This window comes from Streptomyces sp. LZ34, assembly GCF_053890475.1.
This window is the reverse complement of sequence record NZ_CM132680.1, coordinates 3,671,062-3,696,156: the sequence shown is the minus strand read 5'-3', so window position 1 is coordinate 3,696,156 and position 25,095 is coordinate 3,671,062. Positions and strand designations below refer to the sequence as shown.

Sequence of the window (25,095 nt, the reverse complement as noted above, 5' to 3'; positions counted from 1 at the left end):
CTCAGGCCGGGACCTGAGGGAGCGTCGGGCCGGGGCCGTCGGCGGGCGGCGTGGGCGGGGAGTCCGGGGTGTTCCGGAGTCGGCCGCTCCAGGGGCCGGCCGCACTGGCATCGGCACCGGCACCGTCGTTCCGTTGTCTGCGGATCCGGACCGCTTCCCATCCGTCAGGCGGTTCCGGGCCGACGCGGTAGGCGATGTCCGGTTCGCTCGCCCGGCGGGTGACCTCGCAGACGCGCACCTGCCCCTGGGGGGCGAGCGCCAGCAGCCGGAAACATCTGTCCGCCACCTCCCCGGTCACCCTCGGGGCGGCGTCCGCGTCCCCGTGGCGGAACAGCAGGTACGCGTCCCCGGTGGCCACGGCGACATGGAGGCCCGCTCGCGCGGCGGGGGCCACGGGCGCGGGCCCGGCGCTCCCGGCGGTGAGCCGGTCGCGCACCGCGAACGCCGCCCGTACCGCTCGGGCCGCGTCGTCCTCACCCGTCTCGGGGTGGCCGAACAACGTGGAGAAGAGCGGCCCGACCGCGTGCGCCATCGTCCCGCCGAACCGTTCGGCTTCCTCGCGCACGGCCTTCTCGGCCTCGCGCAGGCCGTCCTGGACGCTCAACGCGTCGTGCCCCTGGCCCTCCAGGGTGTGCCGCACCCATACGAGGGTGATCCGTTTGCGCTCCACGGTGAAGTCGTTCAGCCGGTGGGGCCGGGGGGCGCGCCCGCGGACGGCGGTGAGCCCCGCACGGCCCGGGGCAGGGGTTCCCCGCACCGTGTCGGTCCTGGGCAGGGTCGCCACATTGATCAGCGCGGGACGGGACGGAGGGTCGAGCTCCGGCGCGTGTTCGAGGATCTGCCGCTCCAGCTTCTGCATCTCGCGGGTCGGTTCGAGGCCGTACCGCTCGACCAGCTCGACCCGGATGCGGCGGTAGGCGGCGAGCGCGTCGGTCTGCCGGCCGCAGCGGTACAGGGCGAGCATCATCTGACAGCTCAGCCGCTCCCGCGTCGGCTCGGCGGCGGCGGCCGCGTGCAGCTCGCCGAGCACCGCCTGGTGACGACCGCACGCCAACTCGGCCTCGAAGAGGGCCTCCAGGGCGTCGAGGCGGGTGTTCTCCCACGCGGTCGGCTCCGGCCAGACGAGGCCGTCCTCGACGAGGTCGGCGAGCGCCACTCCCCGCCACAGCCCCAGGGCCTCCCGCAGCACGCCGGCCGCCGACTCGTAGGAGCCCGCCGCCACATCGGCGTGTCCGCGCTCCACGGCCTGCCGGAAGCGGAACAGGTCGATCGTCTCGGGGTCGACCCGGAGCCGGTAGCCCGGGGCGTCGGTCACCAGTGCCGCCCGCCCGCCGGAGCCCCGGTGGCGGGCGGGGTCGGAGGACAGGACCCGGCGCAGGGCCCGTACCGCGTTCTGCAGCATTTTCCTGGCGGTCAGCGGGGTGTCGCCGGGCCACAGGGCGGTCAGCAGCCCGCTCGTGGGCACCGCGCAGTTGGCGTGGATGAGCAGATGGGCGAGCGCGCCTCGTTTGATCACTCCGCCCAGGGGCACCGGCACTCCGTCGTCGATCACCGTCAGGGGCCCGAGCAAGTGGAACTCCACGGAACTTCACCTTCTGTCTGGATGCGCGTGTCCCCGTGTCCCCCCTGTGTCCCCCGTGTCCTCACCAAGAGCGCCGCTCATCGCGAGCCGCAGGAGTTGCATGCGATTGGTGACCCCTGCCTTGGCCCGGATGCGACGCATGTACGTGTCGACGGTGTGCGGACTGAGCCCCAGCAGACGCGCGGCGGAGGAGTAGGTGTGTCCGTTCAGGATGCAGGACAGCACCTCGCGTTCGCGGTCGCTGAGCGACGTCAGCGCATGACGGTCGAGTGGTCTCATGGTGGTGAGCGGCCTCTCTTGTGGCCTCGCGGTACGGACGAGCTCGGTCGGCAACGCCGCCGGGGCGGCGTTGCCGGGCTTCGTCGCGTATCGCCCCCGTGGCCCGCGTTCGGCCGGTCGATCGCCGTGAACCGGTCGGTGGCGGCCTACCGGTGCCGCCCCCAGCCGGTGTCATCGTCGTCCGGGGAATCGGCGTCGATCACGAACCGGGCCTCCCCGTCCGAGGAAACGGTGAGCGTGTGCGCGGGCCGCGGCTCGGCGCCGGCCCGGGTGTCGGTCGCCTTCGAGGCCGCGCTCAGAGCGAGGGGGAGGGCCAGCGCGGCGATCGCGGCCGCGGCGGCGGGAAGGGACAGCTTTTTCATGGTCATGGCCTCCGGTGGATGGAATCCGGTGCGGATGATGGGGGTGATCGGCCCTGGGCTGACGCATCGATCATGGCTCGGGGGAGGGGCGCGCACCACGCGCCCCTCCGCTCACCAACGTGCCGGGCAGCAAAGCGAGGGGTGTCCATAAGGGGGCGAAGGGAATCATCCGGGCGTTGATCGGCGGGTGGACGTCCGCGGCACCCCGCCGTCCGCCCGGGCGGGGTCATGGGGTGGCGTGGAGTGCGAGCAGCAGCAGCGGGCAGTCGGCGCCGGCGTTGTCGAGCGTGCACGTGTGGCCTGCCGGAACGTAGAAGATCTCCCCGGCCCGCAGCCGCAGTTCGATCCCCCCGCGCTCGCCGTCCGGGCTGCCCGGGCGCTCGATGCGGAACCGCGCCCCGCCACGGAGGGAGAAGATCAGGACAGCGGTGCCGCGGTGCTCGACGGCGAGCGCCCTTCCGGCGGGCAGCGTGTGCTCGAAGGCGTCGACGGCGTAGCCCATGAGCTGACTCAGATCGGCGGCCAGCCGGTTCGCGCGGGTACCGAGGGGCGCGGACCGCCAACCGGTGCCGGCCTCGCCGCCGTACTCCCCGCAGAGGCCGCGGAGGACGGCGTGGGCACGTTCGGGCCAGACCACCGCGGGACCCCGGTCCTGATACGCCGACAGGCACAGCGCGATGTCGCGGAGGAAGACTTCCCAGTCCGTCGCGGACACCGCTGCCCTCCGCTGTCGGGATCGCTTCTCGTGGCCGCCGTGGAAGCGCAGTGCATCCTCGCCGGTCCGCGCCCCGGACCGCCAGTCCCGTGTTCGCGGTCCCGGGAAGGCGTGACACCCGCGCCCCGATGACGCCCCGATGACGGCGCGATGACGGCGCGAGGCCGCGACGGCGCGTGCCGTCGCGGCCTCGTACACCCCGTGATGCCGATGGCGGGCGGGCTCCCGCCTACCGGGCCGCCCCCCGCGCACCGGTGCCCGGCCCGTTCTCGTCCTGATCCAGCAGACCGGCCCGGGCGGCGAGGACTCCCGCCTGGAACCGGCTCACCGCGCCGAGAGTGTCCATGATGTCGGCGACGTGCTTGCGCGTGGTGCGCACCGACATGCCCAGCCTGCGGCCGATCGCCTCGTCCTTGCAGCCCGCAGCCAGTAAGCGGAGGATCGTCCTGTCCAGCTCCTTGGACACCGATTCCAGGCCGTCCGCCGCGGCGTCCGAGAAGGGCCGGGCGTGGGCCCACGCGTTTTCGAACACCGAGCACAGATAGCTCACAACCGACGGCTCCCGCACGATCACCGCCCCCAGGCCGCCCTCCTCGTCCGGGATGAACGCCAGGTCCCGGTCGAAGACGATCAGCCGGCCGAACGGATCGTGGACGGTCCGGTACTCGGCGCCCAGGCCGGACAGCACGGCCACATATGCCTGGCTCGGCGCGTTGAACCGGGCCGTGTGGTTGTAGAGCGTGCGCATCCGCACTCCCCGGGCGAGCAGCGCCGTGTCACGGCTCATCGCCTCCTGGAGTACTTCCGGCGACCGCCCGCCGCCGGGCTGGCTGCTCAGGACCTCCTGCCGGCACTCGTTGGAGGCACGGTTCAAGGCGGCGCGGACCTCGTCCAGATGCGAAATGATCTCGATGCTGTCGGCCGGACGGCGCCTTCCTTCGAGGAAGCGCGCGCGCAGTCGGCCGAATTCGACACTGATCTGATCCAGGCGGCGCCGCTGTTCCTGCAGGGACTCCCGGATCGGGGCGGTGAGCGCGGCGGCGGCCAGGTCCGGGTCGACGGGCACCAGGAGCGCCGGGTCCTTCGAGTGGGAGCGCAGCAGACCCAGTTGCCTGAGCCTCCCGACGGCCGAGCCGAGTTCTTCCTCGGATAATTCCAGCTCGGACGAGGCGGCCAGGCGTTCCATGCCCACCTGCTGGTATCTCAGTACGCAGGAATAGACGGCCACTTCGGCCTCACTCAGATACGAGGGGCCGCGGAGGGCCTCTTGGAGAGGCAGGTTCACGGGCGCTCCCCTGGTCTCCGGGAGGAGGGCGCTGACGGACCGTCGGACGGTCTGACACCGGGCAGCCGATATATGAGCAGCATCTTGCTTCTTTTCTCTTCCACCTGGGGGTGCGGTGAGAAGGTCTCTCCTACGGCATACGACCGGCGCCGTGCAGAGGTTCACTCGGATCCGGTCCCGCGGGGCGGGCCTCGGACAGAAGTCTGGCCAAGACAGCTGTGTGACTGTCGAACGCGAGCTCGCCCGGCGTGTCGAGCACCTGCCATCCGACGGTCTCGGGCATCGGTACCGCCTCGGGCAGCGTCCCGGCCTCGCGCACCGGCAGCAGGGCGAAGACCTGGAGGGTGTCCCTCGTGGAGTGCGCGTCGAAGAGGCGGACCCGATCCGGATCGGCCACCAGCCCCGTTTCCTCCCGCAGTTCCCGTACGGCGCCCTCCTGCCAGGTCTCGCCGACCTCCACATAGCCGCCGGGCAGCGCCAGCCGGCCCAGAGCGGGCTCGACGCCCCTGCGCACCACGACCGCGCCGAGCCGGCCCGACGCGGTGGCCACCGGCTGCAGGACGACGGCCACGGGCAGGGGGTTGTGCCACTGGGTCTCGCCGCAGCCGGAGCAGTCCCTCGGCCACCCGGCGCCCTCGGCACAGGCGGTTCCGCAGTACGGACAGTGTGTGACGCGGCGTCCGCGCGTGTACCCCACGAAACTCCCACCCTCTCGTCATGCGGCGGCAGACGAATCCCGTTCCGGCGAATACGGCGAATACAGCGAATACAGCAAACACGGCGAATGGGGAAAGGTGAATGCCGAAACGCCCGCCCATTCGCCGGTAATCGCCGCCGCCGCGACCATGGCGTCACCGGAAAGAATCGACTTCGCGGAAATGGACTGCGAGAGGCGCTGATCGCCCGCCCCTGACCGTCCCCCAGGGTTTATGCGGGGCCGGCTTCGGCGTGACGCGGCCACGGGCGGCCCCGTTGACGGCGGGCCCGATGGCCGGGCCGGCCGGGCGACCTCGCACGGCCCTCGCCGGTCGGCCGGGTGCCCGGGCCGCACGCCGGTCCAGCATGCCCCGAAAGGCAGCCGACCGCGGTAATTCGACGGTCATTCCGGCGCAATTCCGCCGGCCGTCGCCGATGGCTGTCGGATTACCGTTCCCGGCGGTGGGCGTGGTTATCGTTGCCCCCGTATTGCTGATCTGAATCGGCGAGGTGTTCCGGCTATGGGTTATCCGAACGACGGGTCGGGCGGCGTGCCGGCGCGGCCGCATTTCCCCGATATCGAGCTCGCGGTGCTCGACCACTGGCGGGCGAACGACGTGTTCGCGAGGTCGGTGCGGCCGCGGGACACCGCGGCCGGCGAATTCGTGTTCTACGACGGGCCGCCGTTCGCGATCGGACTGCCGCACTACGGTCACCTGCTGGCCGGTTACGCCAAGGACGTGGTTCCGCGCTACCAGACCATGCGCGGACGCCGCGTCGAGCGCCGCTTCGGCTGGACCACCCACGGCCTGCCGGCGGAGCTGGACGCGGAGCGGCAGCTCGGCATCACCGCCAAGTCCGACATCGAGCGGATGGGTATCAAGGAGTTCAACGACGTCTGCCGCGGCACCGTGACGCGCTACACCGAGCAGTGGCGGGCCTATGTGAACCGGCAGGCCCGCTGGGTCGACCTGGACGACGTCGTCAGGACGCATGACATCACCTACACCGAGAGCGTGCTGTGGGCGTTCAAGACGCTGTGGGACAAGGGGCTCATCTACCAGGGGCACTCGATCGCCTGGTACTGCGCGCACTGTGAGACGCCCCTGGCCAACAACGAGAGCAGCGGCCGGATGTACGGCGCGGACACGCACCGCGACGTGGACGGTACGGCCGTCGTGGTGACCGTCCGGCTGGACACCGGTGAGCTGCTCCGCGTGGCGACGGACCACCCGTGGGCGCTCCCGGGCATGGTCGCCGTGGCCGTCGATCCCGACGCCGCGTACGAGGTCGTCGCCGACGGGACGGTCCGCACGCCGACCGGCAAGGAGCTGGTCGGCCGCGCCTTCGAGCCGATGTTCCCGTTCGCGGCCGGCCGGGCCAACAAGGTGATCGCATCCTCCTCTGTGGACGGGAGTGGCCATGCGGTTCCGGTCACGCCGTGCTTCGAGGAGCGCGACCACGCCCTCGCCGAGGCGGAGGGGCTCGGTGCGGTCCACCTCGTCGACGCCACCGGCCGCTACACCGCCGACGCCCCACCGGTCGCGGGGCTGACGGTGCTGGAGTCCTCGGCCGTGGTGCTCGGCCTGCTCGCCGCGTCCGGCGCGCTGGTGTCCCGCCGGCCGTTCCAGGACTCCCGCCCGCACTGCTGGCGTTGCGACTCCACGCTGGTACAGCAGGCGATCCCGTCCTGGTTTCTGCGCGTCACCCAGGTGCGGGACCGGATGCTGGAGCTGAACAAGCGGATCACCTGGCAGCCGGAGCACATCAAGGACGGCAAGTACGGCAAGTGGGTCGCCCAGGCCCGTGACTGGAACATCTCCCGGACTCGCTACTGGGGCGCGCCGATCCCCGTGTGGATGTCCGACGACGCCGCCTACCCGCGCACCGACGTGTACGGCTCGCTGGACGAGATCGAACGCGACTTCGGTGTGCGCCCGGCCGACCTGCACCGCCCCTTCATCGACGAGCTGACCCGGCCCAATCCCGACGACCCGACCGGGAAGTCCACCATGCGCCGGGTGCCGGACGTGCTGGACTGCTGGTTCGAGACCGGCGCCATGCCGTACGCCTCGGTGCACTATCCGTTCGAGAACGCCGAGTGGTTCGAGGCGAACTCGCCGGGCCAGTTCGTCGTGGAGCACGACGCCCAGACGCGGGGCTGGTTCTACAACATGAACGTGCTGTCCACGGCCCTGTTCGACCGTCCGGCGTTCACCGACTGCACGGTGCTCGGCACGGTGCTCGGCAACGACGGGCAGGCGATGTCCCGGGCCAAGGGGAACTACCTGGACGTCAACGACCTGTTCGACCGGGACGGCGCGGACGCCATGCGCTGGTTCCTGATGAGTTCCCCGCTGATGCGTGCGATCGATGTGGAGGTCAGCGAGGAGGGCAGTCGGCAGGCGCTGCGGCAGGTGGTGCTGCCCCTGTGGAACACCTGGTCGTTCCTCGTCCTCTACTCCGGCGGCGTCGACGGGCGCACCCGCACGGACGCCGGCCACCGGTTCGACCGGTATCTGCTCGCCAAGACACGGATCCTGGTCGAGGAGACCGGCAGGGCGCTGGACGAGTACGACGTGCCGAAGGCGTGCTCGCTGCTGCACGGCCACCTGGACATGCTGACCAACTTCTATATCCGGTCCTCGCGGCAGCGGTTCGCCGACGGCGACCGGGAGGCCGTCGACACGCTGCACACGGCGCTCGAGGTACTGTGCCGGCTGCTCGCCCCGCTGCTGCCGATGATCGGCGAACGGGTGTGGCGTGGCCTGACCGGCGGGCTGTCGGTGCACCTCACCGACTGGCCGTCCCCGGACGAGCTGCCCGCCGACCCCGAGCTGGTCCGCGTGGTGGACCGGGTGCGGCTGGTGCTGACCACGGCGTTGGCCCAGCGCAAAAGCCACCACCTGCGGCTGCGGCAGCCGCTGTCCCGACTCGTGGTGGCCGCGGCGGATGTCGCGGACATGGCGCCGTACGCGGATCTGCTGCGGGACCAGAACAACGTCAAGGACGTCGAGTTCAGCACGGACGTCGCCGCGCACGGCCGGTGGCAGCTCGTCGTCAACGCACGGCAGGCCGGCCCGCGGCTCGGCGCCCGGGTACAGCAGGTGATCCGCGCGGCCGCCGCGGGCGACTGGTCCAAGGACGAGTCCGGCGCGGTGTTCGCCGCCGGGATCGCGCTTGAGCCCGGCGAATACGAGGAGCGGGTGGCCGCCGACGGCACCGCCGCGGTGACCGCGCTGCCCGACGGCACCGGGTTGCTGGTGCTGGACACCGACGTGACCGAGCAGCTGGCCGATGAGGGCCTCGCCCGCGACCTGGTGCGCGTCGTGCAGCAGGCCCGCCGGGCCGCCGGTTTCGACGTGGGCGAGCCGGTTTCGCTGGTCGTCGAGGTGGACGGCGAGTACGGGGCGCGGATGCGTGCGCACCGCGACCTGGTGCTCGCCGAGACCTCGGCCGAGCGGCTGGACTTCGGGCCGGTGCCGGGCGGGTTCGCCGGGCGGATCGGCGAGGGCGCGGCGGTTCGGGTGGGTGTTCACACGGTGCGACGGGGGAGTGCGACATGACCCGGCTCGAAGCGCTGGTGGCCGGGCAGGCGGCGCGGACGCCGGACGCGATCGCGGTGGTCGACGAGGACCGCAGGGTGACGTACGGCGAGCTGGACCTCGCCGCCAACCGGACGGCCAACGCGCTGCTCGCCGGCGGTCTGCGGCCCGACGACCGGGTCTGCCTGCTGGTGCCCAAGAGCATCGAGATGCTGGTGTACCTGCTCGGCGTCCTCAAGGCGGGCGGCGTCTGCGTCCCGCTGGACACGGCAAGCCCGGCGGCCCGGCTCGGCACGATAGTGACGCAGGTCCGTCCCTGTGTGCTGATCTCGGACGGCAAGCGCGCCGAACTGGCGGCGCAACTCACCGACGCCGTGCCAGCCGGCACGATCACCCGGCTGCTGGTGCCGGACGACAGCGGACCGGCGGTGCCGCCAAAGGCCGAGGCGGGCGCATCCGGTGTGGCGTACCTGCTGTTCACCTCGGGGTCGACCGGCGAGCCGAAGGGCGTCCAGCTGACCCACGAGGGCATCGTCCACTACGTCCGGTGGGCCAACGGCCATTTCGGGATCACCGCCGACGAGCGGATCTCCTGCCACCTCCAGATGCACTTCGACGGCTCGCTGTGGGACGTCTACGCGGCACTGCTGTCCGGTGCGCAGCTGCACCTCGTGCCGAAGTCGGCGAGCCTGACCCCGGGCCTGCTGGTGGAATTCCTGAAGGACGCGCGGATCACGCAGTTCCTGTCGGTGCCGTCTGTGCTCAGCGCGATCGCCCGCCGGGATGTGCTCAGCGAGTACGAGCTGCCGGATCTGCGGCGCGTCCTGTGGGGCGGCGAGGTGTTCCCGCCCGAGGACGTGTCGTACTGGCTCCGCAAGGTCCCGCACGCCGCCTTCCTCGGCGTCTACGGCACCACCGAGACGACCATCGCCAGCACGTACCACACCGTGTCGAAGCCGCCGGCCGAGCCGTTGCCGGTCGGCGTTCCGATCCCGGGCGAATGGGTGTCCATCGTGGACGAGGAGCTGCGCGTGCTGCCGGCCGGCGAGGTCGGCGAGGTGGTGATCGGCGGTGTCGGCGTGACACCCGGCTACTGGCGCTCGCCCGAGCGCACCGCCCGCGCGTTCGTCGAGCTCCCGCCGGGCTCGGGGCAACGCGCCTACCGCACCGGGGACCTGGGCCGCATCGGGCCGGACGGCGTGCTGCGCTTCCAGGGCCGGGCCGACCGCCAGGTGAAGATCAGCGGCTATCGGGTCGAGCTGGACGACCTGATGGCAGCGCTGCACTCGGTGCCGGAAGTGGCGGCCGGGGCCGTGGTGACCGCGCCCGGCCGCGGCGGCGGGCCGGAGATCTGCGCGGCCTACACCGTGACCGGCGGCGCGCAGCTGACCACCGCCGAGCTGCGCGCCACCCTGGCGCGGCGGTTGCCGCCGTACATGGTGCCGACCCGTTGGCTCGTGCTGGACCAGCTTCCCGTCAACAGCAACGGAAAGACCGACCTGATGGCAATACGGCGGCAGTTCGCCGCGGAAGAGGGATGAGGCGATGGAGGCCGCTGCACGGCTGGACGAGAACGCCGTGGTCGACCGACTGCTGGTCCGGCTGGGGGACTCCCTGTTGCTGGATGTCACCGACCGCACGATGGACCTGGTGGACACCGGGGTGATCAATTCATCCGGTTTCATCACGCTGTTCGCCGAGCTCGAGGAGGAGTTCGGCATCGGTATCGGCGCCGCCGACATGCGCTTGGAGAACTTCCGCACCCTGACCCTGATCGCCCGGTTCGTGCTGGCGAAACGGGGCGCGGCATGACCGGGTACGAGATCCGCGCGGCCACCGAGGCCGACCGGGCGGAGATCGTCGCACTGCAGGACAGCTTCCTCGGCGCGGGCGCCGCCGGCACGGCGTCCTACCTGGACTGGAAGTACCGCTCGAATCCGTACCTGGACGGCCGCTACTCGGTGGTCGGCCGCAAGGACGGCGAACTGGCCGGCATGGTCGGCGTGTTCGGCTCGTCGTGGCGGGCCGGCGACCGGCGCCTCGTGCTGCCCTGCGTGTCCGAGACGGTCATCTACCCCGAGCACCGCGGCGGCCCGCTGTTCCACCTCATGCTCGACGAGGCGCGGGCCATGCTGCGCGAGGGCGGCGTGCCGTGGCTGCTGGACTTCGGCGACCAAGGCGCCGGCCCGGCGATGCTGCTGCGCGGCTGGCGCGAGGTCGGGCCCTGGGGACAGGCGGCGCTGCGGCGGGACAAGGCCGTCCTGACGGACATGGCCTGGCACCAGCGGCCGATCGCGTACGGCGAGGCGTCCGGGCTGCCGCTGCGGTGCCTGCCGTCCACCGACATCGCCGCGATGGCCGCGGTGGTCCGCCGGCTGCCCGTGGACGGACGCCTGCGGGCCGACCGGGACGAGACGTACTTCCGCCGGCGGGCGGGCAATCCGCTGGCCCGCTACTTCCACCTCGTCGCCGGTGATGACCCGCAGGGCTACCTGATCGGCCACCGGTCCGCGCTCGACACCGACGAGGGCGACACCCCCACCACGATCGTGGACGTGGAGGCCGTGTCCGACGAGGTGTTCGCGGACCTGGTGCGCACCGCCTACGAGCTGCTGCCCGGCCGGGTGGTGCTGCTGTGGACGCGGGACCTGCCGCCGTCGCGGAGGACCCTGCTGTGGGAACTGGGCGCGGAGCCGGACGAGCCGGTCGGCCGGTTCACCAGGGACAAGTTCCTGCCCAACCTGATGATCCGGGAGACCGGCGCGCCGGTGCCCCGGGGACTGCCCGATCCGGACCGCGCGGGCTCCTGGGACATGCGCGGCGTGTCCGGCCGCGCCTGGCGGTGACGGAGCGCGGGCGCCGGGCAGCGAAGCCACCGCCCGAGTTGAGGAGTGAATCGTCATGTCCGACGTAACCGAGCCCCGGTTGCCGAAGGTGTCGCTGTTCGACACCACCCTGCGCGACGGCGAGCAGGCACCGGGCAACGCCATGACCGTCGAGCAGAAACTGGAGTTGGCGCTGGCCGTCGAGGCGATCGGCGTGGACGTCGTCGAGGCCGGCTTCCCCAGCTCGTCCCCGGTCGACTTCGAGGCGACCCGGCGGATCGCGAACGCGCTGACCACGGCGTCGGTGGCCACGCTGAACCGGGCCGTGCGTGACGACGTCCGGCTCGCCGTGGAGGCCGGCGGCACGCGGCGGCACCACCTCGGCGTGATGGCCACCGGCAGCGACATACACCTGAAGCACAAGCGCGGCATCAGCCGGGCCGAGGCGCAGGCGGAGGTGGTGGACGCCATCGGCTACGCCCGCTCACTCGGCGCCGAGCACGTGACACTGGCCATCGAGGACGCCTCCCGCGGCACCGACGACCTGCTCCGGCCGCTGATCGAACGGTCCATCGAGGCCGGCGCGGACACGGTCGTCGTCGCCGACACCACCGGCTGCATGATGCCGGCCGAGTACGGGGCGCTGATCGGCCGGATCCGCTCCTGGGTGCCGGCCCGGACCACCATCGCCACGCACTGCCACGAGGACATGGGGCTGTCGCTGGCCAACGCCCTGGCCGGTGTCGCCGCCGGTGCGGACGAGGTGCAGGCGACACTCGGCGGCGTCGGCGAGCGGGCCGGTAACACCGCGATCGAGGAGCTGATCGCCGTGCTGGTGTACAAGCGCGAGGCGGTCGGCCGCAGCACCACGGCCCGGCCACAGGGCCTGCAACGGGCGTTCGATGTGCTCCGCGGAGCGATCGGGCTGTCAGCGCCGCGCAACAAGGCGATCTTCGGTGTCAACGCGTTCGCCACCCAGGCCGGCATCCACCAGGCAGGCATGCTGCGCGACCCGAGCACGTACGAGTTCGTGGAGGCGACGGTGTTCGGCCGGGAGCGGACCATGCTGGTCGGGCGGCACTCCGGCCGTGCGGTGATCCGGCACGTCATGGGCGAGATGGGCCTGGCCCCGGACGAGGCGCTGGTCAACCGCGTATACGCGCAGCATGTCGCCGGCCGCACCGGCGGCTCCTGCATGGACCTGCGCGACCTCCGCGTGGTCATCGAGCACGAACTCACCGCGCCCGGAGTGCTGGTCTCATGACACCGCGCACGCTGTTCGACAAGGTGTGGCAGGACCACGTGGTGGCCGGCACTCCGGGCGTGGCCGACCTGCTCTACATCGATCTGCACCTGATCCACGAGATGAGCTCGCCGCAGGCGTTCGACGGGCTCCGTTCGGCCGGCCGCCGCGTCCGCCGACCCGATCTCACGCTGGCGCTCGAGGACCACAACGTCCCGACCGATTCGCTGCTGATCACCGACCGGATGAGCCGGGCGCAGGTGGACGCGTTGCGCGCCAACTGCGCCCGGCACGGCATCGAGCTGTTCCGGCTCGGCGACCGGCGGCAGGGCATCGTGCACGTCGTCGCGCCGGAGCGCGGACTCGTGCAGCCCGGCATGGTCGTCGTCTGCGGCGACAGCCACACGTCCACGCACGGTGCGTTCGGCGCGCTGGCCCTGGGCATCGGCACCAGCGACGTCGAGCATGTGCTCGCCACCCAGACCCTGGAGCTGGCCAGGCCCCGGACGATGGCGGTGGAGTTCGCCGGCGAGCCGCCCGCGGGCGTGACGGCCAAGGACCTGATTCTCGCGGTGATCGCGCGGATCGGGGCGAACGGCGCCCACGGGCACGTTCTGGAGTACCGCGGCGACGCGGTGCGCCGGCTGTCCATGGAAGGCCGGATGACCATGTGCAACATGTCGATCGAAGCCGGCGCGCGGGCCGGCCTGATCGCCCCGGACGAGACCACGTCGGCCTACCTGGCGTCCCGGCCCCAGGCGCCGGCCGGCCGGGCCTGGGACGACGCCGTGGCGTACTGGACACACCTGCGCACCGACCCGGGCGCGGAGTTCGACCGCACGGTGGCGATCGACGTCGGCGACCTCGCGCCCTTCGTCACCTGGGGGACCAACCCGGGCCAGGCCGTGCCGCTCGGCGACCTGGTGCCCGATCCCGCCGGACTGGCCGACGAGAGCGAACGCGCCGCCGCCGAACGCGCCCTGGCGTACATGGGGCTTGAGCCGGGAACCCGCACCGACCGCATCGAGATCGACACGGTGTTCCTCGGCTCGTGCACCAACGGCCGGATCGAGGATCTCCGCGCCGCGGCCGAGGTACTGCGCGGCCACACGGTCGCCCCGGGGGTGCGGATGCTGGTCGTGCCCGGCTCGGCGGCCGTCCGCGCGCAGGCCGAGGCGGAAGGGCTGGCGGCGGTGTTCGCCGAAGCCGGCGCGCAGTGGCGGCTTTCCGGCTGCTCGATGTGCGTCGGCGTGAACGCGGACCGGCTCGCCGGTCCCCGGCGCTGCGCCTCCACGTCGAACCGCAACTACGAGCACCGGCAGGGAGACGAGACGCGTACGCATCTCGTGTCGCCGGCCGTGGCCGCCGCCACCGCGGTGACGGGCCGGCTGACCGGCCCGGCGGAGCTGGCGGGTGCGCGATGAAGCCGTTCACCACGCACGAGGGCCGCTGCGTCGCGTTGCGCCGCGATCACGTGGACACCGACCAGATCGTTCCGGCGGAGTTCTGCAAGCGGCTGACCAAGTCCGGCTACGACGACGCGCTGTTCGCCGCGTGGCGGACCGACCCCGGGTTCGTGCTGAACCGGCCGGAGGCCGCACACGCGAGCATTCTGTTGGCGGGAAGCAACTTCGGCACCGGCAGCTCACGCGAGCACGCGGTGTGGGCGTTGCGCGACTGGGGTTTCGTGGCCGTGATCGCCAGCAGCTTCGGCGACATCTTCCGCCGCAGTGCCTTCAAGAACGGCCTGCTGGCGGTGGAGCTACCGGCCGAGGCGGTCGCCGAGCTGTCCGACGCCGTCGACACCGCCCCGGCCACCACGGTCGTCGTCGATCTCGTCGCGTGCGAGGTCCGGCACGGTCCGCGCCGGTGCGGGTTCGCTGTCGACGAGCGGTCCCGGCGGTTGCTGCTCGACGGTCTCGACGAGATCGCCGTGACGCTGCGCCGGGAGCCGGAGATCGCGGCGTACGAGTCGAGGCGGCGGTACTGGCTGCCGGGACTGAAGGAGGTGGAGAAGTGACCTCTCCCAGGGTTTCCGCCCGGGTCCGCAGGCTGATCGCGGGCCGGATGTTCGACTTGCTCGCCGAGGCGAACCGGTCCGCCGCGCTCGATCTGGCGCTCGGCGTGCCCGGCGCCCCGGAGCCCTCGCCCGTGGCCGTCGAGGCCGCGTGCCGGGCGGTGCGTGCGGGCCGCAACCAGTACGAGGTCGCCGCCGGCCATCCCCTGTTGCGACGGTGGATCGCCGGAACGCTGCCCGGTGACGTCGACCCGGACACGGAGCTGACGATCACCGTCGGCGCGTCGGAGGCGCTGGCCGCCGCCACGCTGTCCGTGCTCGACCCCGGTGACGAGGTGGTGATCTTCGAGCCCTATTACGAGAACTTCGTCAACGCCGTGGTGCTCGCCGGCGGCGTGCCGCGGTTCGTCCGCTGCCGGGCCCCCGAGTGGCGGTTCGACCCGGACGAGCTGCGGTCCGCGTTCGGGCCGAGGACGCGGGCAGTGATCGTCAGCACGCCCAACAACCCGACCGGGCACATGCTCGACCCCGGCGAGTGGGCCGAGATCGCCCGGCTGTGCCGGCAGTGGGACGCCGTCGTGATCTCCGACGAGATCTACGGGGGGTTCACCTTCACCAAGCCGCACCAGTCCGTGCTCGAGGTGCCGGACCTCGCCGGACGACGGCTGCTCGTCGGCAGCCTGTCCAAGAGCCATGCGGTCAGCGGCTGGCGGCTCGGCTACCTGTGCGCCGACGCCCGGCTGACCGCCGTTGCCCGGCAGGTGCATGCCACCCTGTGCGCCGGCGCCCCCGCGCCCCTGCAAGCCGCCGTCGCCGAAGCGGCGGCCGAGGATCCGCTGTTCGCGGCACCGGCCGACGACCTGCGGGCCCAGTGCGATCGCGTCGTCGGCATGCTGCGTGGCATCGGTTTGCACGCGACGGTTCCCGACGGCGGCTGTTACGTGATGGCCGGCGTGCCCGCCGGCACCGACGGCGATTCCCTTGCCCGGCAACTGATCCGCGAGGCCGGCGTGCTCGTCGCGCCCGGCAGCCTGTTCCACGTCGACGCCACGGCCGGAGCCGGACACGTGCGCGTGGCCTTCAACCGCAGCATGAACTTCCTCGATGAGGCGGACGGCCGCCTCGCCTCGTTTCGCACCCCAGTTTGGAGCGCACCGTGACACAGCACACCACCGACCGGCCCGTCTTCGAGATCATGCGCGCGTACACCACCTGCGCCGTCCTCTCCGCCCTGGAGAAGCTCGGCGTGCTCGACCAGCTCGCCGAGCACGGCGTCGTGCCGGCCGAGCTGGGGCACGAGGAGTTCCTCTCCGCGGCCACCTGGCGCTATCTGTCCGAACGCGGTGTCGTGCGGGCCGAGGGCGAGCGCTATGTGCTCACCGACACCGGCCGCGACCTCTACCGGGAGCGCGGCTACCTGCTGTGGCTGGCCGGTGGTTACGGCGACGCGCTGAACACCCTGGACACGCTGCTCGCCAAGGAGCGGAAGTTCGGCGCGGACGTGGAGCGCGACCTGCGCTGGGTCGCCGTGGGGAGCGCGCTGATCGGGGCGGCCGACCTGCGCACCGAGCTGATGGAGATCCTGCACAGCATCGAGTTCGACACGATCGCCGACATCGGCTGCGGCAACGGGCACTTCCTGATCGACCTGTGCCGGGCCACCGACGCCGACGGCGTCGGCTACGACATCAGCCCCGCGTCCTGCGCCGAGGCGCGGCAGGAGGTCGCCGAAGCGGGGCTGGCCGACCGGATCGGCATCGTGGAGGTGGACGCCACCGACGTGGACAACGTGCCCCGGCTGGAGGAGGTGCAGCTGGTCATCGCCTTCTTCTTCATGCACGAGGTGCTGGAGCACGGCCACGACACGCTCGTCCACTACCTGTCCGGACTGTGCCGGCGGCTGCCGCCCGGGGCGCACGTGCTGACCGCCGAGATCGCGCCGCCGGAGCGGTCCGAGAACACCGCCGAGTACTTCAGCCCGGAGTACGTCTATACCCAGGCCCTGATGTCGCAGCACATGATGAGCGGCGAGGACTGGGGTGAGGCGTTCACCAAGGCCGGCTTCGAGGTGGCGCGGATCGTGCCCGGCCGGCTGCCCGGCTCCCGACTGGTGCTGGTCCGCAAGCCGCTGTCCTGACACCGGCGGTTCCGTCCCGGCCGACGCCGGGGCGGAACCGCCCGTACGGTCCGAGACGTAACAACGGACCGGTCAATACAAGGTAATTGGCCGGGAACCGTCGCGAATTCACCCGGTGTCATGACGATTCCCCGGCAATTCTGGAGCTGTCGCTAGCGTGATCCGCGTGCTGAGCCGAATTCTTCCCGCCCCGGGATCGGGCCGCATCCTGGCTCTTGCGACCCTGCTCATGACCATGGGCCAGGGCGCGTTCATGACATGCTCGGCCCTGTATTTCACCACGGTTGCGGGACTGTCCGTCACGGAATGGGGGCTGGGGCTCACCATCGCCGGAGCGGTGGGCCTGTTCGCGGGCATTCCGCTCGGGCACCTCGCGGACCGCAAGGGCCCGCGCGGGACGACCGCGGTCCTGGTCGCCCTGAACGGGGCCGCGGCGGCCGGATACCTCTTCGTCGGCACCTTCGTTCAGTTCCTCCTGGCGGCCAGCGCCTTCATCGTGCTGGAGCGGGGAAGCCGGGCGGCCCTTCAGGCGGCCATCGCGGGCACGCTGGGCGGCGCGGACCTCGTGGCCACCCGGGCCTATCTGCGGTCCGTCACCAACGTGGGGGTGGCGGTGGGCGCCGGCCTCGCCGGTGTGGCACTGCAACTGGGTTCCCCGGCGGCCCTGCGCACCGTCCTCGTCCTGGACGCCGTGTCATTCCTGGCGTCGGGCCTGGTGCTGACCGCCCTGCCCGCCGTGCCGCCGGCCCCGAAGGCAGCGGGCGAACACCGCTTGGCCGTACTGCGCGACCGGCCCTTCGCCCTGGTCACCGCCCTCAGCGCGATTCTGTCGCTGCACGCGGTGCTCCTGGAGGTGGTGATCCCCTTGTGGATCGCCCGTCACACGGACGCCCCACGGTGGATGGTGACCGTCCTGTTCCTGGTCAACACGGCGAGCGTGGTCGCCTTCCAGGTGCGGATCGCCAAGGGCGTACCGGACCTGCCCCGCGCGGTGCGTGCGACAAGGCTGGCCGGGTTCGTGCTGGCCGCGGCGTGCGTGCTCTTCGCTGCCTCCGCCACCCACGCCGCACTGCTCTCGGCGGTGTTCCTCCTGCTGGCCGGAGGCGTCCACGCCTACGGGGAGATGGTCTTCTCGGCGGCGGCGTGGACTATCGGGTTCGGCCTCGCCCCGCCCCATCGGCAAGGCCAGTACCAGGGCTTCTTCTTCACCGGCTATGCGGTGGCGGTGATGATCGCCCCCACCTGTCTGACCGTCACCGTCATCAAGGGCGGGGCCCTCGGCTGGCTGGTGCCGGCGGTCCTGTTCGTCGCGGCCGGCCTTGCCATGAGGCCCGTCGTCGCCTGGGCCGAGCGCAACCGCGCCGAAGCGTCCCTGATCCCCAGCGGCTGACCCACCGACCCAAGGAGTGAGGCATGAAACAGCCCGCCCCCGCACGCCCGGGAGCCCAGAGCCTGCCCCCGTCACGCGGAGTCGGTCCGACGACGCGGGAGGCCGTGACCCACGGGAGCTTCCGCGCGTCACCGTCCGACCCCCATGTCGCCGCACGAGAGGTGCTGCTGGGCAACGGAAGGCGGCTGCCCGGCCCGAACGCGTCGCACACTCCGAACGACGGACCCGCCGGGGGCGACGCCCTGCACCGGGAGGTGGCCGAGCAACTGTGGCAGCGGGGCCTGGCCGCCGTCCAACTGGACGAGCCACTGCCCCACGACCGGTTCGTCGCCCTCGGCGGCTTCCTGGGCACGGCGGTTCCGGAGACCGACCCCGCGGTGCAGCCCTACGTCGAGGACGGAATCGTCCTCAACCTCCGCAGCGAGTACGCGCCCACGCCGGACGTGTCGTTGCAGCCCTTCGCCAGGAACTCGCTTTCCCTGCACTCGGAGAGCAGCGGTGCCGCCCTGGCGAAGCAGCCCCGGTACATCGTGCTGATGTGCGTCGCCCCAGGGGATGACGCGGAACACGCGATGACGGTGCTCGTGCCCATGCGGGAGGTGGCGCGCAGGCTGGCACCGCACACACTCGAGCTGCTGTCGCGCACCCGCTACCGCGACCGCCCCGAAGCCCCGCCGGTCGCGCGTCGCGTCGACGGCCACTGGGTGTTCTCCTTCCGTGACTTCCTCGACCAAGAGCTCCAGTGGACGCACACCGGACCCCACACCGACGGGGAAGCGGTCAACGGAGCGCTGCGCGAACTGCTGGCCGCCATGTACGAGCCCGAGCCGGCAGCGGGCGTGCGGTGGCGGCGGGGACTGCTCGTCGTGATCGACAACACGTACTACTTCCACGGCAGAACCGCCGGTGCGACGGCGCCCCCGCGCAGCCGGCGGCACCTCCAGCGGCTCCGCATCCGCTAGCCCGGCCACGCCCACCGCCCCCCTCTACGCGAGAAGCCGATGACACTCTTCGATTCCGTCCTGGCCCCACGCCCCTCGCACGCGTCGCAGGACGCCATCGAGACAGCGGCGCGCGCACCGCGTCCCGGTGGCATCCACGACACCTTCGTCACCCGCGTCGACGAACGCGTCCTCGACGTCTTCGCCCGGGCCCGTGAACCCGACAATCCGCTGGAACTGCGCGACCTGTGGCTGGGCCGCGTGGAGCAGGAACTGGGCGGCACCGCCCGACACCCGGCACTTGCCGAGCGATGGCGGGACAGCCGCCGGCTGCGCTCGGTCCAGCCGGACGAGGTACTGGGCTCCAGGGCGACGGTCCGGTTCGTCAAGGAACTGTTCAACTGGTACTTCCGCGACGACCTCTACGGCGACCTCAGATACAGCGCCCGCCACATCCTCTCCAGCGGAGCGGTGGACGAGGAACGGTGGGGGCTGCCGCAGAGCCTCAAGGAATGCATCCGCTACGCCCTCGACCGCGACTGGTACGGCTACTCCGACTCGCGAGGGCGCTACCCGGCGCGTGAGGCGATCGCCGCGTACGAGAACGCCCGTGTCGGCGGCCTGCGGTACGGCCCGGAACACGTGGCCATGACCATGGGCGGGACCTTCGCGGTCTCCACGCTGGCGGACTTCGTACTGCACGGCGGTTCGCCCTCCGCGTCCCCCGCGCTGTGCGCGATACCCAACTACCCGCCCCTGGTGGAGACGGTCGCCCGCCGGCACGGCGTACGCCTGGTCCCGCTGCCGAGCGAGAACGGCCGGACCTCCCTCGAACCGCTCATCGCCGCCCTCACCCCCGACACCCCGCTGGTGCTGTTGCAGACCGTGGGCAATCCCACCGGCGCGGCCGTCACGGAGGAGGGGCTCGCGCGGCTCATCCGGGCCGCCTCCCCCTCCACGGTCATCGTGCTCGACGAGTGCCACGAGTGGCTGGGCGCCTACGAGGAGCGGTCCGCCGCCCGCGGCGCGTCCAACGTGGTGCGCGTCTCCAGCCTCTCCAAGACCTGGTCGGCCCCGGGGCTGAAGGCCGGTTGGTTCCTCGCCGACCCGGCCTTCATCGCCGAGTACTACGAGTACGCGTCCTCGTCCTTCGGCGGGCCGCCCTCGTTCTTCTACACGGTCGTGGAAGTGCTGGCCCGCATGGAGCGGTGGTTCATCACCGGGGTGGAGGAACCCGGACCCCCCGAGCTCAAGGAGTTCGAGGCGTCCTACGCACTCGACCTCGACCGCCTCGCCCATGCCTACCGCGGCTATCGCACGGAGCGGCTCCAGCGGACCGGGGACCTCACGACGCTGCGCGACGCCGCCACCGTCCGCCTCGCGGAGACGTCCGCGCGGGTGCTGCCGCCGCGCTTCTCCATCAACACGACCGTGGAGTTCCCCGGCTGGGACGACTCCTACCGCTGCTTCCGCGACATCCTGCGGGAGACCGGGGTGTCCGTCTTCCCCGGCATCCTGACCTTCTGTTTCTCCGGCGCGGTGATGCGGGTGACCACATCTCGCCCTTGGGAAGAGCTCTCGCCCGCCATCGACAGGCTGGGCTCCTATCTCACAGCTGCCACGGCGAGCCGCTGACGACTTCCCCCGACGGAGGCCGAGACGAATGAGTACATGGACGACACCGGGCGGCGGACACAAGCTGATCCTCGGCATGGTGCACCTGGCCCCCCTGCCCGGCACCCCCTTCCACGAGACCGGCACGTTTCCCCGCATCCTCGACACCGCGGTCGCGTCCGCGCGGGCCCTGCACAAGGGCGGCGCGGACGGGTGCCTCATCCAGACGGTGGACCGCGTCTACAGCGTCGCCGACGAGTCCGACCCGGCGCGCACCGTGGCCATGGGCCTGATCGCGCGTGCAGTGGCCGAGGCGACGGGCGAGCGGTTCCGCGTCGGTGTGCAGCTCATGCGCAACGCCAACAAGGCCTCCCTCGCGGTGGCGCGCGTGGCCGGCGGCGACTACATCCGGGCGGGTGCCCTGGTGGGACAGACCCTCACCGCCCACGGCATGGTGCGGGCCGATCCGCTGGAGGTGATGACGTACCGCCGCTCGATCGGCGCCGACGGTGTCGGCATCGTCGCGGACATCGACTCCATGCACTTCACGTGGTTCGGCGGGGGGAAGACCACCGCGGAGGTGGCACGCGCCGCCCGGGCCGTCGGGGCCGACGCGGTGTCGCTGTCGCATCCGGACGAGCGCACGGTACTGGAGATGATCGCGTCCGTCCGCGACGCCGCCCCCGGCCTGCCGGTCATCCTGGCGGGCCACACCAACCACGACAACGCCGCGCGGCTGCTCGCCGCCGCGGACGGGGCGTTCGTGGGCACGTGCCTGGAGAGCGGCGGCTGGGGCGGCACGATCGACGCCGACCGCGTACGCCGCTACGTCGACATCGTCCGGGGTGCCGGGCGATGACCGATCCCGTACGCCCCGAGGTGATGCTGCGCCAGGCCGAGGCCCTCGCCGACGACATCCGCGCGCACGCCGGTGCCTTCGACGAGCAGGTGTGTTCGCTGCTGCCCGCCGAGCTCCTGGCGAAGACGGAGTCAGTGGACATCGTGGGCGACGGGGACTCGTACCACGCCGCCCGCGCCGTCGAGATGGCCTTCGAGTCCCTGGCGGGGGTGGACTGCCGCCCGGTGAGCGCGCTGCCCTTCACCCACTACGAGCGGCCGGGGGCTTCCCGCCCGCCACACGCCCGACTCACGATCGCCGTCTCCGCCTCGGGCCGCACCCCGCTCGTCGTCCGGTCGGCCGAGCAGGCACGCCGGGCCGGGGCGACCGTGGTCGCCCTCACCGGAACCCCCGACTCCCCGCTCACCCGGTCCGCCGACGCCGCCGTCCTGGTCGGCCTGCCCGGCCAGGAGCCGTCGCCGGGCGTGCGCACCTACCAGGCGGGCCTGCTCGGTGCCCTGCTGATCGCGGTCCGGCTGGGACAGGCACGGGGACGGCTCGACCGGGACCGGGCCGACACCCTGCGCGGCGAACTCGTCCAACTCGCCGGGGCGGTGGAGGAGACCGTCCGCACCGTCAGCGGACCGTGCCGTGAACTTGCCGACCGCATCGCCGATGCCCCGGTGCTGACTGTGCTCGGCAGCGGGCCCTCCCACGGAACCGCCCTGTACAGCGCCGCCAAGGTGATCGAGACCTCCGGAGTGTTCGCCGCCGGGCAGGACCTGGAGGAGTGGTGTCACGTCGAACGGTTCGCCTGCCCGACCGACATGCCGACCTTCGTCGTGGCACCGCCCGGACACTCGTCCGTCCACGCCCACCAGGTCATACGACGGGCCGCCGCCCTGGGACGGCGGGTCGTCGCCATCGCTCCCGCGGACGACCTCCAGGGCGCCCGTGAGGCATGGGCGGCGCTTCCCGTCCGCGGGCAGGTGCGGGAGGAGTTCTCCCCGCTGCTCTACCACCTGTACGCCGCCCCCCTCGCCTGCCATCTCGCACAGCGCCTCGAACGGACGCCGTTCGCGGCCGGCCGGCCTCCGCACGACGGAAGGCAGGGCGCAGGTCGCTGACCGCCTGCCCGCCCGCACACCGCGCCCCGGCCCGGGCCTGCCCTGCCCTGCCCTGCCCGAGTGTTCCCGTCACCCCGTCACCCCGTACCGACATCGACCACAACCCGAAGGACTGCCTTGACCGAGACGATGCACGGCCTGCCCACCGACCAGGTCATCGATGTTCTGACCGAGGAGCTGCACAACCTCGCCCCCGCCGAACGCGAGGCCAAGGCGGTGGAACTGCTGTCGGTCCTCGGGCTCGCGAAGGCCTCCGCGGCACCGCGCCCCGAGGAACCCGGCACCCGCTCCGCGCCGCTGCTGATCTGCGACTGGGCCGCCGACCTCGGCCTGGACGGCAACACCCAGCAACTCGGCATCGACCTCGCCCCCGGACCCACCCGGGTGTCGAAGACCGCCGACGCCACCGGACACTCCCTGCTGTCGAGCGGCCACATGGGCGCCGACATCCTGCACGTACCCGCCGGGAGCGGCTTCGCTCCGCACACCCACCCCGGAGACCACCTGCTGTTCGTCCTGGCCGGCAGCGGCACCATCGCCGTCGCCGGGGAGATCGTGGAGACACGTCCCGGCCAGGTCTACATGGTCGAGGGCGCCATCACTCACGCGGTCGGCGCGGTCACCGACCACATGATCCTCTCCGTGGGCGCCCCGCACCGCCGCCTGGACAGCCCCGAACGGCAGGAGCTCACCGCGTACACCGCACTCCTCAGCGACTTGGGCCACATCACCTGCCGGCTCTGCGACATCCGGGCGTCCAGTGGCGAGGAGCTCGCGGCGAAGGGCTGCCCGCACTCCCCGCACCGGTTCGGGTGAGCCATGACGCCAGTGGACCTCACCGACTTCGACCGTGCCCACACCTACCTGGGCAAGCCCCTCGCCGAGCGGCTGACGCCGTGGCCGACGGTGCTCTCCCGCCTCGACCACCACGCCCGGGTGCGGGCAAACGCGCCGTTCCTCACCACACCGACGGCCGCGGGGGACACGGTCACGCTCTCCTACGGCGAGGCCGACGCGCTGAGCCGACGGCTGGCGGGATGGCTGCGCCGCGAACCGGCCGTCCGGCCCGGCCGCACCGTGGCCCTGGCACCGGTCAATGACGCGGCGTCGGTCCTGGCCGTCCTCGCGGTGCTGCGGGCCGGCTGCCCGCTGCTCATGCTCAACGCGCGGGACCCCGCTGGCCGTCGGCGGGAGCAGGCCGCGGCGGCCGGTGCCGACCTGGTCCTGCGGCCCGGTACCGTCCCCGCGGAAGCCCTGCCCGAGGCCGTTCCGCTGCCTGACCCGTACAGCCTCGACGAGCGGGCCGAGCGGGCCGAGCGGGCCGCCCTGCCGCCCGGCGCCCGGTGCGACCCTGCCGACGACGCCTTGTTCTTCGCCACCTCCGGATCGACCGCGGCGGGCAAACTGGTGGCCCAGTCCCACTACGCCGCCGCGGTCAACGCGGAGGCCCTGCGCCGCCACCACGGGCTGCGCGTGGGGGACCGGGTGCTCGGCTGCCTGCCCATCCAGCACGTCAACGGACTGCACTTCACCGTGCTCGGCATCCTCGCCGCCGGCGCGCACGTCATGCTCGCACCCGGTTTCGACCCGTTGCGGTACCCGCGGCTGGTCGAACGCTTCCAGCCGCGGATCGCGAGCGTCGTCCCCAGCATCCTCGAAGCCCTCGCGGAGACCTGGCGGCGCCCTGAACCGCCCACCGGCTTCGACTACTTCGTGTCCGCGGCCGCGCCCCTGACCGCGCGCACCGCACGAGCGGTACGGGAGCGGACGGGAGCCCGCGTGCTCCAGGGCTACGGGCTCACGGAGACCGTCAACTTCTCCACGACCCTTCCCCCCGACCTCTCCGAGGACTCCTACCGGCGTCTGCTGCTGGACGCCGACATCCCGTCCATCGGCACGGCCCTGTACGGCAACGAGGTCGCGGTGCTGACGCCGGAAGGAGAGCGGGCGGCGCCGGGAGAGGAGGGCGAGATCTGCATGCGCGGGCACAACGTGATGACCCGCTACCAGGGCAACGAGCAGGCCACGGCCGAAGCCTTCGCCGGTGGCTGGTTCCATTCGCAGGACCTGGGCACCGAGATCATCGACCCGGACACCGGAAGGCCGTTCGTGGTCGTCACCGGCAGGATCAAGAACATCGCCAAGGTGGGGGGCGAGGCCGTCTCCCTGGACGAAGTGGACCGAGTGCTGCGGGCGGTGCCGCGGCTCCGCGACGCCGCGTCCGTGGCACTGCCGCACCGCTTCCTCGGCGAGGAGGTGGTGGCGGCCGTCGTGCCGGTGCCCGGCACCGACGCGGTGCCGCAGGCGCGGGCCGCGCTGTCACAAGCCTTCCGGCCCACCTGCCGGCCCAGCCGGATCCTCGTCCTCGACGCGATCCCGAGAACCGCCACGGGAAAGGTGCTCCGCCGCGAACTCGCCGCACGGATCACCGGCCTGCCCCACGCCGAGTCCGCCGGCACCGTACCGAGCCCGATCGAGACGACGGAGACGAAGAGCTGA

Annotated in this window: 23 protein-coding genes; 17 read left to right on the top strand and 6 right to left on the bottom strand. The window is 72.1% G+C overall.

Annotated elements, in window-relative coordinates; all coding sequences use genetic code 11:
* Position 1: 1 nt before the first annotated feature.
* The 6 genes from ACWY4P_RS14290 to ACWY4P_RS14265 all read right to left on the bottom strand — a co-directional run bounded on the left by ACWY4P_RS14290 (position 2) and on the right by ACWY4P_RS14265 (position 4,794).
* On the bottom strand, positions 2 to 1,582 hold the full coding sequence (locus ACWY4P_RS14290) for an AfsR/SARP family transcriptional regulator (protein ID WP_456210926.1): 1,581 nt from the start codon (positions 1,580 to 1,582) through the stop codon (positions 2 to 4).
* A 6-nt stretch (positions 1,583 to 1,588) separates the two neighbouring features.
* Positions 1,589 to 1,861 carry a helix-turn-helix domain-containing protein gene (locus tag ACWY4P_RS14285; RefSeq protein ID WP_456210925.1) on the bottom strand — a complete coding sequence of 91 codons (273 nt, stop codon included), beginning with the start codon at positions 1,859 to 1,861 and terminating at the stop codon, positions 1,589 to 1,591.
* Positions 1,862 to 2,007: 146 nt separating this feature from the next.
* Positions 2,008 to 2,223, bottom strand: a complete 216-nt coding sequence (locus ACWY4P_RS14280; RefSeq protein WP_456210924.1) for a hypothetical protein — start codon at positions 2,221 to 2,223, stop codon at positions 2,008 to 2,010.
* A 226-nt stretch (positions 2,224 to 2,449) separates the two neighbouring features.
* The gene (locus ACWY4P_RS14275; protein ID WP_456210923.1) at positions 2,450 to 2,938 is read right to left on the bottom strand and encodes a hypothetical protein; all 489 of its coding nucleotides are present in this window, start codon (positions 2,936 to 2,938) and stop codon (positions 2,450 to 2,452) included.
* A gap of 229 nt (positions 2,939 to 3,167) precedes the next feature.
* The gene (locus ACWY4P_RS14270) at positions 3,168 to 4,223 is read right to left on the bottom strand and encodes a helix-turn-helix transcriptional regulator (protein WP_456210922.1); all 1,056 of its coding nucleotides are present in this window, start codon (positions 4,221 to 4,223) and stop codon (positions 3,168 to 3,170) included.
* Between the two features lie 130 nt (positions 4,224 to 4,353).
* Positions 4,354 to 4,794, bottom strand: coding sequence for an NUDIX domain-containing protein (locus ACWY4P_RS14265; RefSeq protein WP_456210921.1), 441 nt, complete (start codon positions 4,792 to 4,794; stop codon positions 4,354 to 4,356).
* A gap of 115 nt (positions 4,795 to 4,909) precedes the next feature.
* Between ACWY4P_RS14265 and ACWY4P_RS14260 the strand changes: the two genes are divergently transcribed.
* From ACWY4P_RS14260 to ACWY4P_RS14180, 17 genes are all read left to right on the top strand, one after another.
* Entirely contained in the window at positions 4,910 to 5,122 is a 213-nt protein-coding gene (locus ACWY4P_RS14260) for a hypothetical protein (protein WP_456210920.1), read from the top strand.
* Between the two features lie 318 nt (positions 5,123 to 5,440).
* Positions 5,441 to 8,485 (top strand): isoleucine--tRNA ligase, encoded by a 3,045-nt coding sequence (locus ACWY4P_RS14255; RefSeq protein ID WP_456210919.1) that lies wholly within the window; start codon positions 5,441 to 5,443, stop codon positions 8,483 to 8,485.
* Complete coding sequence (locus tag ACWY4P_RS14250; RefSeq protein WP_456210918.1) at positions 8,482 to 10,005, top strand: amino acid adenylation domain-containing protein; 1,524 nt, start codon at positions 8,482 to 8,484, stop codon at positions 10,003 to 10,005. Before ACWY4P_RS14255 ends, ACWY4P_RS14250 begins: the two co-directional genes overlap by 4 nt.
* A 4-nt stretch (positions 10,006 to 10,009) precedes the next feature.
* Entirely contained in the window at positions 10,010 to 10,276 is a 267-nt protein-coding gene (locus tag ACWY4P_RS14245) for a phosphopantetheine-binding protein (RefSeq protein WP_456210917.1), read from the top strand.
* On the top strand, positions 10,273 to 11,310 hold the full coding sequence (locus tag ACWY4P_RS14240; protein WP_456210916.1) for a GNAT family N-acetyltransferase: 1,038 nt from the start codon (positions 10,273 to 10,275) through the stop codon (positions 11,308 to 11,310). Before ACWY4P_RS14245 ends, ACWY4P_RS14240 begins: the two co-directional genes overlap by 4 nt.
* Before the next feature lie 55 nt (positions 11,311 to 11,365).
* Positions 11,366 to 12,553: a LeuA family protein gene (locus ACWY4P_RS14235; RefSeq protein WP_456210915.1), complete on the top strand. Its 1,188-nt coding sequence runs from the start codon at positions 11,366 to 11,368 to the stop codon at positions 12,551 to 12,553.
* Positions 12,550 to 13,956, top strand: a complete 1,407-nt coding sequence (gene leuC, locus ACWY4P_RS14230) for a 3-isopropylmalate dehydratase large subunit (protein WP_456210914.1) — start codon at positions 12,550 to 12,552, stop codon at positions 13,954 to 13,956. Before ACWY4P_RS14235 ends, leuC begins: the two co-directional genes overlap by 4 nt.
* Entirely contained in the window at positions 13,953 to 14,552 is a 600-nt protein-coding gene (leuD, locus tag ACWY4P_RS14225; RefSeq protein ID WP_456210913.1) for a 3-isopropylmalate dehydratase small subunit, read from the top strand. The genes leuC and leuD overlap by 4 nt, the downstream gene beginning before the upstream one ends.
* On the top strand, positions 14,549 to 15,709 hold the full coding sequence (locus ACWY4P_RS14220; protein WP_456210912.1) for a pyridoxal phosphate-dependent aminotransferase: 1,161 nt from the start codon (positions 14,549 to 14,551) through the stop codon (positions 15,707 to 15,709). The genes leuD and ACWY4P_RS14220 overlap by 4 nt, the downstream gene beginning before the upstream one ends.
* Positions 15,706 to 16,686 carry an SAM-dependent methyltransferase gene (locus ACWY4P_RS14215; RefSeq protein ID WP_456210911.1) on the top strand — a complete coding sequence of 327 codons (981 nt, stop codon included), beginning with the start codon at positions 15,706 to 15,708 and terminating at the stop codon, positions 16,684 to 16,686. The genes ACWY4P_RS14220 and ACWY4P_RS14215 overlap by 4 nt, the downstream gene beginning before the upstream one ends.
* Positions 16,687 to 16,852: 166 nt before the next feature.
* Positions 16,853 to 18,076, top strand: coding sequence for an MFS transporter (locus ACWY4P_RS14210; RefSeq protein WP_456210910.1), 1,224 nt, complete (start codon positions 16,853 to 16,855; stop codon positions 18,074 to 18,076).
* A gap of 23 nt (positions 18,077 to 18,099) precedes the next feature.
* Positions 18,100 to 19,038 (top strand): TauD/TfdA family dioxygenase, encoded by a 939-nt coding sequence (locus ACWY4P_RS14205; RefSeq protein ID WP_456210909.1) that lies wholly within the window; start codon positions 18,100 to 18,102, stop codon positions 19,036 to 19,038.
* 39 nt (positions 19,039 to 19,077) lie between these two features.
* Positions 19,078 to 20,652 carry a pyridoxal phosphate-dependent aminotransferase gene (locus ACWY4P_RS14200; RefSeq protein ID WP_456210908.1) on the top strand — a complete coding sequence of 525 codons (1,575 nt, stop codon included), beginning with the start codon at positions 19,078 to 19,080 and terminating at the stop codon, positions 20,650 to 20,652.
* A 28-nt stretch (positions 20,653 to 20,680) separates the two neighbouring features.
* Positions 20,681 to 21,490 carry a BtpA/SgcQ family protein gene (locus ACWY4P_RS14195; RefSeq protein ID WP_456210907.1) on the top strand — a complete coding sequence of 270 codons (810 nt, stop codon included), beginning with the start codon at positions 20,681 to 20,683 and terminating at the stop codon, positions 21,488 to 21,490.
* Complete coding sequence (locus ACWY4P_RS14190; protein WP_456210906.1) at positions 21,487 to 22,596, top strand: SIS domain-containing protein; 1,110 nt, start codon at positions 21,487 to 21,489, stop codon at positions 22,594 to 22,596. Before ACWY4P_RS14195 ends, ACWY4P_RS14190 begins: the two co-directional genes overlap by 4 nt.
* A gap of 117 nt (positions 22,597 to 22,713) precedes the next feature.
* Entirely contained in the window at positions 22,714 to 23,412 is a 699-nt protein-coding gene (locus ACWY4P_RS14185; RefSeq protein ID WP_358645297.1) for a cupin domain-containing protein, read from the top strand.
* Between the two features lie 3 nt (positions 23,413 to 23,415).
* Entirely contained in the window at positions 23,416 to 25,095 is a 1,680-nt protein-coding gene (locus tag ACWY4P_RS14180; RefSeq protein ID WP_456210905.1) for a class I adenylate-forming enzyme family protein, read from the top strand.